This is a genomic window from Aeribacillus sp. FSL K6-3256, assembly GCF_037965805.1.
Taxonomy (GTDB): domain Bacteria; phylum Bacillota; class Bacilli; order Bacillales; family Aeribacillaceae; genus Aeribacillus; species Aeribacillus composti.
Window position 1 is genome coordinate 3,748,256 of sequence record NZ_CP150188.1, and the last position, 13,255, is coordinate 3,761,510.

8 protein-coding genes and 2 pseudogenes are annotated in these 13,255 nt (G+C 39.9%); 4 read left to right on the plus strand and 6 right to left on the minus strand.

Annotated features, from left to right (window positions below; translation table 11 throughout):
- Window positions 1-14 precede the first annotated feature (14 nt).
- Entirely contained in the window at window positions 15-797 is a 783-nt protein-coding gene (locus NSQ84_RS17995; RefSeq protein ID WP_117016908.1) for a CsxC family protein, read from the plus strand.
- A 266-nt stretch (window positions 798-1,063) separates the two neighbouring features.
- On the opposite strand, the pseudogene NSQ84_RS18000 reads toward NSQ84_RS17995, so the two are convergent.
- A pseudogene (locus NSQ84_RS18000) lies at window positions 1,064-1,195 on the minus strand (IS256 family transposase); the annotation flags it as partial.
- A gap of 927 nt (window positions 1,196-2,122) precedes the next feature.
- Between NSQ84_RS18000 and helD the strand changes: the two are divergent.
- On the plus strand, window positions 2,123-4,465 hold the full coding sequence (gene helD, locus NSQ84_RS18005) for an RNA polymerase recycling motor HelD (protein ID WP_066251807.1): 2,343 nt from the start codon (window positions 2,123-2,125) through the stop codon (window positions 4,463-4,465).
- 282 nt (window positions 4,466-4,747) lie between these two features.
- Here helD and NSQ84_RS18010 read toward each other — a convergent pair whose 3' ends face one another.
- The 5 genes and pseudogenes from NSQ84_RS18010 to NSQ84_RS18030 all read right to left on the minus strand — a co-directional run.
- Window positions 4,748-5,563 carry an ABC transporter permease gene (locus NSQ84_RS18010; protein WP_066251805.1) on the minus strand — a complete coding sequence of 272 codons (816 nt, stop codon included), beginning with the start codon at window positions 5,561-5,563 and terminating at the stop codon, window positions 4,748-4,750.
- On the minus strand, window positions 5,560-6,576 hold the full coding sequence (locus tag NSQ84_RS18015) for an ATP-binding cassette domain-containing protein (protein ID WP_066251801.1): 1,017 nt from the start codon (window positions 6,574-6,576) through the stop codon (window positions 5,560-5,562). The genes NSQ84_RS18010 and NSQ84_RS18015 overlap by 4 nt, the downstream gene beginning before the upstream one ends.
- Window positions 6,577-7,497: 921 nt before the next feature.
- Window positions 7,498-8,445, minus strand: coding sequence for an L-lactate dehydrogenase (locus tag NSQ84_RS18020; RefSeq protein ID WP_066251795.1), 948 nt, complete (start codon window positions 8,443-8,445; stop codon window positions 7,498-7,500).
- Between the two features lie 31 nt (window positions 8,446-8,476).
- Window positions 8,477-10,093 carry a lactate permease LctP family transporter gene (locus tag NSQ84_RS18025; protein ID WP_066251792.1) on the minus strand — a complete coding sequence of 539 codons (1,617 nt, stop codon included), beginning with the start codon at window positions 10,091-10,093 and terminating at the stop codon, window positions 8,477-8,479.
- A 629-nt stretch (window positions 10,094-10,722) separates the two neighbouring features.
- Window positions 10,723-10,935: pseudogene (locus tag NSQ84_RS18030) on the minus strand (ATP-binding cassette domain-containing protein); the annotation flags it as partial.
- A gap of 189 nt (window positions 10,936-11,124) precedes the next feature.
- On the opposite strand from NSQ84_RS18030, the gene NSQ84_RS18035 reads away from it, so the two are divergent.
- A complete protein-coding gene (locus NSQ84_RS18035; RefSeq protein ID WP_066251791.1) occupies window positions 11,125-11,805 on the plus strand; it encodes a response regulator transcription factor in 681 nt (226 codons plus the stop codon).
- Window positions 11,802-12,884 (plus strand): HAMP domain-containing sensor histidine kinase, encoded by a 1,083-nt coding sequence (locus NSQ84_RS18040; RefSeq protein ID WP_130158233.1) that lies wholly within the window; start codon window positions 11,802-11,804, stop codon window positions 12,882-12,884. The genes NSQ84_RS18035 and NSQ84_RS18040 overlap by 4 nt, the downstream gene beginning before the upstream one ends.
- Window positions 12,885-13,255 lie beyond the last annotated feature (371 nt).

A 13,255-nucleotide genomic window follows, 5' to 3' on the forward strand; every position in this document is an offset into this window, starting at 1 on the left:
GGAGTGGATTTTTCATGAGTAAAGACGATCATCAAATCCCAGCTTGCCCAGTAAAATCGACAGAACAAGTACCATTATCAAATGAAAATACCGATTTAGTTCTTACACCAGATGTTACTGTAACTCTTAAAACTCCAGTTGTATTAGCAGAAAAAACTATTCAAGTTGTAGTAGAGGCAGATATTCCACTTGATCCGCCAGCAACTGAAATTAAGAGAGTGACAAAAAACGTATTTTTGGAACAAGCGAAACTAGTACCTGTTAGATTTACACGTATTGGTACAACGGACTATTTTAGAGTAACTAGAGCGAAATTATTTGTATCAGGATTTATTCGCAAAGATATTGAATATGCTTCCAGAGACTGCAATGGAGCACTTCAAGACAGAATTGCAGACGTTCCGTTCTCTGGTTTTACAGAACTTGCAGACGCTGCTCCAACCGGAGATTTCCTTCTTTTCCCAATAATAGGAATTTCTGATCAAAGCAAAGCTCTCTTCTTAAATGAGAAAAATGACCTTGTTCCTCGTTTGGATAAATATTTCTTCCAAAATCTCGTCAAATATAATGAACAACCATACGGTGAATTAATAGCCGCAAACTTCTATGAACTTGATTTCTCACCAGTTAAAGTAGGACCTGAAGGCCAGTTTAAAACATTGCGCGAAAAAATCGTCTTAGATCTTACTGTGAAATTATTACAAGTTCAACAATTTCAAACTACAGCTACACAAGTAACTCCTAGTTTCCCTGAAGGAACTTTAGATGCTGCCACAAACAGATCTAAACACAAATAACTAGTTCAGAAGCCGTGACTTTTTGGGTCATGGCTTCTACTTTTCTTTTTAACTGTTATTTCTTCGCTTTCTCGTTAAAAGAAAATTTAAGCCCTTTATCGGCTGAACCTGCTGCGAGAGCTCAGGCTTTCCTAAACGTTTTCCCTTGTTCACTCACTGCAGCTCTAAGCGTAGCTTATTTGCCATTATCTGATATGTTCCAGTGCTTTTGCGCCGCTCTTAGTATTCAGTCATGTTAGGTTGTTCATCGATTTCTCGAAAGACAGCCCAATCACCAGGATGGACTCACGGTTTGGAAAAATACGAATCTCTTCAATGAGTTGTTCCACACGCTCGGTAAGTCTCAAGCGGTTTTCGCAGCGTTTAGGATACGCAAGAACAGCAGAGGCATCATCAAAGTCCGTATATAATCTTCCATCACCTGATTGCGTACAGTTTAATTTCTGAGACATAACATCACTCTGATGAGTTCAGGCCGCAAAGCGGCAATAACGCAAGTATGGAGTTGAATTTTCTACAGGTGCAGTCCGTCAATATGTATACATACATGAGAATACGTACATGAAGCTGAAGTGTTGAGGAAAATGTTCCGGAATGTTGCTCGGTTATAAAATCTCCCCCTCGCATTTAAAATGGACAAGCACAATGGGCTTGTCTAAAAATTATTGTTTCTTTCCCTCTACTCTTTCACGATAAGATCCAGCTTTCGTTTTAGTTACAGTATCAACTTTGGAACATGTCTCCCCATCAGTTTCACCTGTATTCAAGGATGTCACATCCTTTTATATAGTCGATTTATCCGCTTATATGATTTATCCGATAAAATTCGCATGCTACACGGAAATAGACAATAATTGATTTTTCATTAAATTTTGTTTCCAACTTCTGATTAAAGGATAATCTTTGTAATCAACTTTATACATATTCCAATTTCCTTCTTTCATAGTTATTTAAGAATTTTTACAAAACAAAAAAAAACAGCCTAACTAATCTAGTTAGACTGTTTATATTAACAAACTTATTCACTTATAACACGATTTTGCAAACTTTATTAGACGGTCTAAAAGAAAACCATCGGTTCTCTTCCATGAGAAATACTTTAATTAATGGCCTTACAGTAACTTTTTATCTTCATCACATACAATTTCAACTTGTTTATAATATCGACGACAGCGTTAAATACATTGAAAAAATTGAGAAACTATGATAAATTAGTAAAGAAACACATTTTGTTTAAATTATAAAAATAGTATCCCTATTATAATTATAAAACATAAATCCTCTTCAGTCAATCCCCATTTTTATTTTTTAAAGGAGTGCTTAATATGAATACAGAACTTCGGCAGGAGCAAGAACGATTGGACAGCATAATGGCGATCATTGTGGAGCAAATCGGCATGCTGGAAAACGAAACCTCCCAGCGTCGAAAAGAAGTGATTGATTTCCGCAAACATTTTTGGGATGACGTCAAGGTGAATACTGATACGTTCGACGATTATCTTGAGACGATCATCGCCTTGAGACAACAGGCGCAGAACCTGTCCGTGAGCCAAAGCACCCACAGACAAGCCTTCAAGAGGTTGTCCACCCTGCGCCGCATGCAGGAGGTGCCTTATTTCGGTCGAATCGATTTCATTGAGGAAGGGACTTCAGCTGCTGAACGAATCTATATCGGTATCTCCACGCTCACGGATACAAGCGGAGAGAACATACTGATCTACGACTGGAGGGCGCCGGTCTCGAGTGTCTACTACGATTACGCGCCCGGCCCGGCCGAATATACTACTCCTGGAGGCACAGTCCGCGGCATGCTGGAGAAAAAGTGGCAATATATCATCCGCGGCGGCGTTATCAAGTCGATGTTCGATACGAGTCTCACCATTGGAGACGACATTTTACAGCAGGTGCTTGGCAGAGTGACAGACAAACATATGCACAACATCGTGGCCACCATTCAACGGGAACAAAACCAGATCATCCGTCATGATCGCGGGCGGCTGCTCATCGTGCAAGGACCCGCCGGCAGCGGCAAGACATCGGCTGCCCTGCAGCGGATCGCTTACTTGCTCTACAAGTATCGGGATAAGCTGAGAGCCGATCAAATCATTTTATTTTCACCTAATTCGATGTTTAACAGCTACGTATCCAATGTGCTGCCCGAACTAGGCGAAGAGAATATGCAGCAGGTCACCTTCCAGGAATATTTGGAATATCGGCTGAGCAAAGAATTTCAAATCGAGGATCCATACGAGCAATTGGAATATATGTTGACTGAAGCGGATGACTCTTTATACCGGACTAGAACTGCGAGCATCCGATTCAAGGCATCAACCCGTTTCTTCGAGACGATTAAAACATACTGTAAGTCGCTGGAATTATCCGGCATGCTATTCAAAGATATTCTATTTAGAGGAAAACCGATCATCACCGCCAAACAAATCACAGAAAGGTTTTATAGCAGCGACACCTCGCTCCGTTTTCACAGCAGACTTGAAAAGCTGGCAGATTGGCTAAACAAGCAAATCGATGAAGCGGAGAAGCTTGAACGGACTAAGCCATGGGTGCAGGAAGAAATCGAGCTGCTTAGCAACGAGGATTATCATAAAGCTCATACTCTCTTACGGAAAAAACACGGCTTTAAAGCAGAAACGTTGAACAACTATGAGAACGAGATCGAAGCGCTGGGCCAATTGATCGTTCGCAAGAAGCTGAAACCGTTGCGCAAACGGATCCGAACGCTTCGTTTCATCGACATGAAGGGAGTATACAAGCAGCTTTTCGCCGATCCAACGCGGGTCAAACAGTGGATGGAAGGGGAAACACCCGAGGAGTGGGAGGATATTTGCCGATTGACTGTAAAAACGCTAGACGAAGGCAAACTGTTTTACGAAGATGCAACTCCGTATTTATTTTTGAAAGAGCTGATTCAAGGCTTTCAGACGAACGTCTCGATCAAACACGTGCTTGTAGACGAAGCGCAAGATTATTCTCCGTTTCAATTCGAATTTTTGAAGCGTTTGTTCCCTTCGGCGAGGATGACTGTGCTCGGCGACTTTAACCAAGCGATATTCGCTCATGCCAGTGAAACAGTCGATTTCCACACGCTTACCAGCCTATACGGACCGGATAAAACGGATTCGATCACCTTGACCCGCAGTTACAGATCCACAAGACAGATCATTGAATTTACGCGCGGACTCGTACCCGATGGCGAACGGATCACTGCTTTTGAACGCGACGGCGATAAGCCTGTGTTGACGAGAGTGTCCGATCAAGCTGAACTGCACCGCTGTATTGCTTCCAAAGTCGCGGACTTGCGGAAACGGGGATATAATACGATCGCGATTATATGTAAATCTGCTGCGGAAAGCACCGCCGCATACGAAGCACTGAAAAGAGTTGAAGATATAAAACTTGTGAAGAGCGGCTCTACCGAATATGAACAAGGTGTTGTCGTTATACCGGCGTATTTGGCGAAGGGCATCGAATTCGACGCCGTCATCATTTATAACGCTTCATCGCACGTATACGGCGTTGAGAGCCTGCGCAGATTGTTCTACACCGCCTGCACCCGGGCTATGCATTACTTGCAGCTTTACAGTGTAGGCGAACCGAGCCCCTTTTTACAGAACGTTGCGCCGGGTAGTTTCCTTCAGATCCCGGGTTAACACGAAACTGGTCTGGTGTCTGAAATGTATCACTGTCATTAAACGGCCATATATGATATAAAAAACCACTTGCCAGCATCCCTTCAATACCATACTCCGAGTTAGGCAACTTGTTTAATGGAAGGTAATGAAGGGATGTCAGCAGTGACTGAAATAATTATATCAGACATGTGAAATTATATATGATGTGTTAAAAGTTCTGTAAGCAGCAAGGTTCCGTAATTTTTCGGTAAAAGCTTTTTTACTAGGATATCGCGAACAGATCAATACACAATATCCAATTTATGCCCGGCGCATATATACACGGACGGTGATGGGCGCAAAGATTGCCACAATGGCAGTAGCCCCGATGAGAGAGACAGCAAAATCCGAGCCAATAGTTCCAGCATTGATCAGATCACGGACGGCAGTAATAATATGCGAAACTGGATTAATCTTCGCAAACCATTGAAGCCAATCGGGCATCGTCTTGACTGGAACAAAAGCATTAGAAAGAAACGTTAGCGGAAACAGCAAAAGCATTGCGATTCCTTGTACGCTTGAAGCCGTGCGCGCAATCACGCCAAAAAAAGCAAAGATCCAGCTGATTGCCCAAGAACATACAATGACAAAAACCGCAGCGATGACGACGTACCCCAGTCCTCCTTCTGGACGATAGCCCATGATATACCCCATCACAAACGTGAGCACTGTTGCAATGGTATATCGGATGGTGTCTGCCAACAGAGCGCCCGCCAACGGAGCAATGCGGGCAATTGGCAGCGACTTAAAACGGTCGAACACGCCCTTATCCATATCCTCTCGCAGTTGGATTCCGGTCACAACAGATGTCGCGATAACAGTCTGCACGAGGATACCAGGAATGATGATCGGCAAATAACTATGCACATTTCCCGAGATCGCCCCGCCAAAGATGTAGGAAAACATTAAGGTGAAGATGATTGGCTGAAGCGTAACATCAAATAATTGCTCAGGCGTACGCCGAATCTTCAGTAAACCACGGTAGGCCATCGTCAACGAGTTGCGCACTGCCTGTCCAAAGCTTGTATTGTTTTTTAGTTGACGCTTTGCAACTAGCTGATTAGAAGCATTTTTCATATCCTTTCCTCCTCTCTTTCATCGAATGTCTCTGTTGTGTCCTCCCTCACACTATGACCAGTAATGGTTAAAAAGACTTCGTCAAGAGTCGGCTTCTGAACACTCAATTCAGACAAGTGGATCCCTGCCTCGCGAAGAGCGATCAGCAAATCCGTAACTCGGTCGGCGTCCGCCATCGGTGCCGTAATCTTTCCTGTTTCCAACGACACATTGGACCGGACTTTGAGCACCTGTTCAATAATTTGCCGAGCATTTTCGATATCTTTTACATTTTGGATTTTCAATTGCAGTGACGAACTGCCTACCGACGCTTTCAGCTCATCCGCTGTTCCCTCGGCAACGACTCGGCCGCGATCAATCACCGCGATTCGATCAGCTAGTTCGTCAGCCTCCTGTAAATACTGAGTTGTTAACAGTACGGTTGATCCCTGCTTGACCAATCGCCGGATCGTCTCCCACATTTGATTGCGCGTGCGTGGATCCAGTCCTGTAGTCGGCTCGTCTAAGAAGATGAGCGGCGGCTGTGCAATAAGGCTTGCTGCCAGATCCAGCCGGCGCCGCATACCGCCGGAGAAATGCTTCAACGGGCGCTTCGCCGCTTCTGTCAAACCAAATTCCTCCAACAACTCCAGAGCTTTGCGCCTTGCCTCGGTACGGCTCAACCCTAGCAACCGAGAAAAGATGACTAGATTTTCGATCGCGCTGAGTGACTCGTCAACCGATGCATATTGGCCAGTCACACCAATCAACTGACGCACGATCTGCGGCTCCTTCACCACATCATAACCAAAAATGTATGCCGAACCTGCGTCTGGTCGCAATAAAGTCGCCAGCATTCTGACTGTTGTGGTCTTGCCTGCCCCGTTCGGCCCAAGCACGCCGTAGATTGTCCCAGCGCGCACATTCAAATTTACGCCGTCAACCGCACGTTTATCGCCAAAAGTTTTTACGAGTCCGTGCGCTTCAATAGCCCAATCACCATTGCTTGACACTGTTTGGTATCTATGTCCCATTTCATTTCCTCCTCTGCAACTAAGTACATTGGTGATGGTAACACCTCTTTATGAACTGAATATGAACAATGAATCCCCATGATGAAACATGTTAATGCTGGAAATTTGCCCGGCAAAAGCATGAATCAGTTTTATACCGCTTATGGACGTGGTTCATCCTAAATGGATCGGTGTCGCGTCCATAAACAACAATAGACATTCTTCTTTTGTCATCAATATCATATAGATCGTTATTGTTTCTCTCTGCTTATCCATAAAAATATTTTTTTAGTAAATATAATTCGCCTAATATAGTCACGTGGCAACAAATGCAGTAATTTTCATCAGAAAATTTAATGATCCGTGTTATTTATCCAATATATGTATATTTATAGGAAATAAATATGCAGAAGCTTTATATGAAGGAACCTGCCATTTATCATCTTTAAAAGAATGATCGAGCCAAGATTGGTGCTTCGCAACAGATAAAGTTACTGAGGAAAAATAAGGTAGAATTTGGGGTATATTGAATGGTATAGAAGCTTTGGTGATATACAATACTGTGTTGGTAAATAAAATCAGAGGCAATTCGCAAAATAATAGCCCTTGCATAGAGGGTCTCCGTTAAAATGAAAATGCGATCCAACATTTGAAAGGAGAAACTCCATGCAAGAGCACATTCAATAGAAAAAGCAAACATTCAAAAACAATAGGCAGCGATTTTGTTCTTTGTATCTGAGTAATGATCACCCTTCAAATAGCTTTACAACACCGCAAGCCTTAGAAAAACGCGGTCATTATGACCATCCCATATCCTTGGAAAGCTGTTGAGTTTTTCATCCTAACAAGCCTCGCAGCAGTTAGTAATCGTAAATTGGTTTTCCCAATCCTTGTTTCCTAAACGTTCCCGATACAAGGGTCACTACAGAGCATGTCGCTGGATTAAATGACAGATTTTATCGTTTCTTTTAGCACTGAAACGGAATAATTAAATTGTTCTTTTTCCTTTTCGTTTAGTTCAATTTCGATTATTTCTTGAACACCGTTACGATTAAGTTTGGCAGGTACTCCAATATATACATCATTTTGTCCATATTCACCTTCTAGATAGGAAGATACTGTCAGGATACTATTTTCATTTTTAAGAATTGCTTTTGTAATTCGGACAAGGGACATTCCTATTCCATAGTATGTCGCCCCTTTTCGCTCAATGATATGATAAGCAGCGTCACGGACGTTTACGAAGATTTCCTCTAAACATTCTTTCTTTAAATCTTTCTTTCTCTCTAAAACATCATCAAGATTCTCTATTCCGATCTTGGCATGGCTCCAAACTGGAAGCTCGGTATCTCCATGTTCCCCTATGATAATTGCATGAATATTTCTTGTATCCACATTGAAATACTTCCCTAATTCAAATCTTAGACGTGCAGAATCTAAGACTGTTCCTGAACCAATGACGCGTTCCTTTGGCAGTCCTGACTCCTTCCAAGTGACATAAGTTAAGATATCTACCGGATTTGTTGCCACTAAAAATATGCCATTAAATCCACTTTTCATAATCTCTTTGATAATTTGTTTAAATATTCGCGTATTTTTCTCAACTAATTGCAATCGGGTTTCACCTGGTTTTTGTGCCAATCCCGCAGTAATAACAACTAAGTCCGCATTTGCGCAATCTTGATAAGAACCGCTCCATACCTTTATTGGCGAAGGTGCAAACGGCACTCCATGATTAAGATCCATCGCCTCGCCTTCAGCTTTTGCTTCATTTATATCAATTAAAACTAATTCCTCAACGACCCCCTGATTAATTAGTGAATAGGCATAACTGCAGCCTACAGCTCCTGTTCCAACGATTACAACACGATTTACTTTTTCTTTATTCATAGTTATACATCCTCCTTAAAATGTTATATGATTAAAATAGTAGCCAGCTAACTAATCCAATTACAGCAAGCAAACATAAACTATATTTTATTGTCACTTTAAATAAATCACTTTCTTTTCCTGCTAATCCAACTGCCGCAGCTGCAACAGCAATTGATTGAGGTGAAATCATTTTAGCCATTGTACCACCCATTACATTGACAGCAACCATCGTTTCAGGTGCTATTCCAATTTGTGAAGCAGTGACAGCTTGAAGTGGAGCAAATAAGGAACCGCTGTTTACAACAGATCCTGTTAAAAATACTCCTAACCACCCCAGCACTGGCGAGAATAAAGGAAATACCTTACCTGTTGAAGCAAATGCTAAGCCTAATGTTGATGACATGCCAGAGTAAGTACAAATATAAGCAAAAGCAAGTACACTGCAAATGGTTAGAACAGGTGATACTAATTCTTTTGAAGTTTCTTTTGCGATTTCTCTAAGCTGCTTATTGCTGCAGCGAAAAAGAATGCTTGCGACAATGATTGTCATTACAATCGCTGTTGTCGTAGATGAAAATAAATCCAACTTAAATACCGCAGCCATTGGAGCATCTTGCGTCACAATTGGTGCATGTTTTATAACTAAGTTGTCCAATCCTGGAATTGGAAACAACAACACTAGCTTTTCTAAAAGGCCGCCTGGGAGAAATAATTTTTTAAAAAATGGTAGATTAAACAAAGTAACACATATGGTTAAAAATACAAATGGCAGCCAAGCATAAGCGATTTTCCCAAAAGAATACTTAATTTGCTTATCTACCGCTTTCTCTCTATTTACACGGTAAATTTCTTTAGGTTTCCATACTTGTAAAAATAAAGTTAATACTACTAAGCTCACAATCGCTGCAAAGATGTCTGCTAGTTCTGCCCCTAAAAAAGTGAGAACAAGTGCCTGTGTAAGCCCAAATGAACCCCCGCTTACTAAAATGGCTGGGAAGGTTTGTCTAATTCCTTTGAATCCATCAATGATAAATATCAGCAGGAATGCTACGACAATACTTAATGCAGGAAGGATCAATGCTGTATATCTTCCCACAACTAGACCATCCAAATTTGTAAGGAGGGCGGGAACAGTTACCGGAATCCCCATTGCTCCATATGCACCGCCTGCTATGTTTGCAATCAAACAAAGACCAGCTGCATATAACGGACTAAATCCAAGCCCTACTAAAATGGCTGCCGTTATGGCAACGGGTGCTCCAAATCCTGCAGCTCCTTCTAAAAATGCCCCAAATGAGAATGCCACAATAAGAACTTGCAATCTTTGATCCACTGTAATAAAAGAAATACTTTTTTCAATAATGGCAAATTTTCCGGTTTTTACTGTTATTTTATAAAGGAAAATAGCAGCAAATACGATTGATGCTACTGGCCATAAACCGACTAAAATTCCATATATCGCAGACATCAAAACTAAGATTGCAGGCATTTTATAAATAAAGACGGCAAAAATGCCTGCAGCAATTATGCTGAAAAGCCCTGCTATATAGCCTTTTAATTTAAATACTGTCAGCAAAACAATAAAAACGATGATCGGAACGGCAGCTATAATAGCTGAAAGCCATATATTTCCCAATGGATTATAAACTTGCTCCCATACATGCATCTTGTTCAGCCCCTTACTTTAAAATCAATGAAATGATTTTGTGAAATATTTCACAATATGTATTACAACCTCCCCCTAAATTATTTATTTTGCTTACAAAGTTAGTATAACATCTATTTGTGAAATTTTTCACAATATATATGAAAAAAATATGAACTTTTGAGACATGTCGAGTAAAGTAATAATAAAAAGGAGAAAATCATTTATGAAGGAATAAGAGGGTTAGATAATCTTTAAAATTTAATATAAAAATATAATAATTAACTAGATGAAAAGTGATGAGGACGACTAAACTTACTATTTTATAAAATGAAAATTTTAGCCATACATCTACAGCTAGTGATCGACATTTACTTTTGTAAAAAAATAAAAAGTTAAAGAGTTTATACAATAATTTAATGAAGTCAACTAAAATTACGGAGTAGAGCTTAACCTCTCCTCTATCTATCTGTATTACTGATTTTCGATAGTCGTAAGAAAAGTAAAAGACAAGTTATAAAAAATATTGAATGGCTTGTCTATTTGATTATAACTACATATATTCACATTGAGGAAAATAACTCCCCTAGACCACCTCTTTTGAAGATCTTTCATTTATTCCAAATGCAAATGTTTAAAACATCTACAATCGAACCTACGTCCGGCCGCAATAAAGTCGCAGCATTCCGACTATGGTAGTCTTACCTGCCCCGTTTAACCCAAGCACGCCGTAGATTGTACCAGCGCGCACATTCAAATTTACGCCATCAACCGCACATTTTTCTCCAAAAGTTTTAAATGAGTCCGTGCGTTTCAATGGCCCAATCAACATTGTCTGGCAATGTTCGGTGTAAATGCTTCATTTCCACATACCTCCTCTATAACTGCATCCATAGTAACAGTCATTTATGAACTGAATATAAACTTTCAAATCAAAAGGCTTTCTACTCTTTTATTCATATTTAGTTCATAAAAAAGGAGTATACTATAAAAATTAAATAGTTTTTAAGGACGTAAAATTGATCATCACTTTGAAAAAGGAGTGAAAAGTCATGGCAAAAATTTTAATTGTAGACGACGACCCTCATATTCGTAAATTGATTCGGGTTATCTTGTCCGATGAAGGCTTTACGATTCTTGAGGCTGAGGACGGGAAAGATGCGTTATCCTTGCTTGATTCAGAAAAAGTCGATCTCATCATTCTTGATATCATGATGCCAAATATGGATGGCTGGGACCTTTGCGAGAACATTAGAACTTATTATTCTGATTCTCTTCCGATTTTGATGCTGACTGCAAAGGGAGAAACAGCCCAAAAAGTAAAAGGCTTTAATCTTGGGGCAGATGACTATTTGGTGAAACCATTTCATCCAGCTGAATTGCTTGCTAGAATAAAGGCATTACTCAAACGTTACCAAATCATTATTTCCAATAAGGTGAATATTGGAAATTTTGAGCTTGATCGCTCTACATACCAAGTGTTTGACGGCAGGAACGAGATCACACTGCCACTTAAGGAATTTGAACTTTTATATAAGCTTGTAGCACATCCTGGTAAAACCTTTTCAAGAGAGCAGTTGATAGAGGATATTTGGGGGTATAACTACGAAGGGGATGAGCGAACTGTAGACGTTCACATTAAACGTCTTCGTCAGCGTTTTTCAGATGAGAACTATCCTTTTAAAATTACGACGATTCGCGGGCTCGGTTATCGTTTAGAGGTGAAAAAATGAAAATCATCAAGTTTTTAAAAAAAAGCGGCGAGGTTTTAGCCATTTTACTCCTGTTATTTTTATGCTGGACAGCGTCGTTTTTCATCACCTCATCGCTTTTCCATATTTTTTCAATTAATCGTATATCTTTCTATGCGAGGTATATTATTGATTCATTTTTAGGATTTTTCCTCTTTGGCCTTATCATGTACGGTATTTCTAAAATTGGCTTTATTCAAAAAAAGCAGAGCCTTTTTTTCCGTCCTATGATTGATGCCATGAAAAACATGGCTCAAGGGAATTTTAATATTGATCTTTCTTTCTACAAAGAAGAGATTGGGAATCGAAATCATCCTTTTTATGAAATAGCAGAAAGTATTACACATATGGCAAAGCAGCTTGGCGAAATGGAACAAATGCGCCAAGAGTTTATTTCCAATGTTTCTCATGAAATCCAATCACCTTTAACATCCATTTCAGGATTTGCTCATGCCTTAAAAAATGACCATTTATCTCCTGAAGAACGCAGACAATACCTGCAAATCATTGAGGTAGAAAGTATTCGGCTGTCAAAGCTAAGCGAAAATCTGTTAAAGCTGACTTCATTAGAGTCAGCTCATCCGCCGTTTCAACCAAAAACTTATCGTCTAGACCAACAATTACGCAGAGTGATCCTTTCGATGGAACCACAATGGAGAAATAAAGACCTTGAAATGGATGTTTCACTAAATAAAATGACCATCAGAGCTGATGAAGACTTGATGGATCAAGTTTGGATTAATTTAATCCATAACAGCATTAAATTTACGCCAAATCATGGGACAATAACGGTAAAAATATTGAAAAACGATACGGATAGTATAGCGGTAATCATTAAAGATACGGGAATTGGGATGACAAAAGAGGTTCAAATGCGCATATTTGAGCGTTTCTATAAAGCCGATCCATCAAGAAACAGATCAAATGGCGGGAGTGGATTAGGACTTTCTATCGTAAAGAAAATCATTGAAATGCATAAAGGTGATATACAGGTTGAAAGTTCACCTAAAGAAGGTACGGAAATAAAAGTAAAATTACCAATAAACAATCCTGGCGCATAAAAGTGAATAAAAGATTACAATTACTTTCACAAGGATTCCATTTTTTGAAAAACGGTATCCTTCTAGTTTCATTGAGAAAGAAAGTTGTTTAATCACTTCAAATTCTGGTAATTCTAGTGATATAGAAAGCACTTACGAAACCTCCTTATGTTTGTGTGGTAGCTAACATTATTGCCAGGTTTTCGTAAGTGTTTTCTTCTTTTTTGCCAAAATCACCAAAAGTAGTGATGAATCATACTTTTTTGATTCACTCCAATTCTAGGAGCAATTTAAGGCAATTTTTTGGTGAATATTAAATAGATATGAGAGATAGGAAGGACAAGTTATAACAACCTGTCCATCTCTTTCGACAATAATATTTAGCTATGTTT

What these genes read in the sequence shown, in the direction of transcription:
- NSQ84_RS17995 (WP_117016908.1), top strand. Translation starts at nt 15, where the DNA reads ATGAGTAAAGACGATCATCAAATCCCAGCTTGCCCAGTAAAATCGACA.
- helD (WP_066251807.1), top strand. Translation starts at nt 2,123, where the DNA reads ATGAATACAGAACTTCGGCAGGAGCAAGAACGATTGGACAGCATAATG.
- NSQ84_RS18010 (WP_066251805.1), bottom strand. Translation starts at nt 5,563, where the DNA reads ATGAAAAATGCTTCTAATCAGCTAGTTGCAAAGCGTCAACTAAAAAAC.
- NSQ84_RS18015 (WP_066251801.1), bottom strand. Translation starts at nt 6,576, where the DNA reads ATGGGACATAGATACCAAACAGTGTCAAGCAATGGTGATTGGGCTATT.
- NSQ84_RS18020 (WP_066251795.1), bottom strand. Translation starts at nt 8,445, where the DNA reads ATGAATAAAGAAAAAGTAAATCGTGTTGTAATCGTTGGAACAGGAGCT.
- NSQ84_RS18025 (WP_066251792.1), bottom strand. Translation starts at nt 10,093, where the DNA reads ATGCATGTATGGGAGCAAGTTTATAATCCATTGGGAAATATATGGCTT.
- NSQ84_RS18035 (WP_066251791.1), top strand. Translation starts at nt 11,125, where the DNA reads ATGGCAAAAATTTTAATTGTAGACGACGACCCTCATATTCGTAAATTG.
- NSQ84_RS18040 (WP_130158233.1), top strand. Translation starts at nt 11,802, where the DNA reads ATGAAAATCATCAAGTTTTTAAAAAAAAGCGGCGAGGTTTTAGCCATT.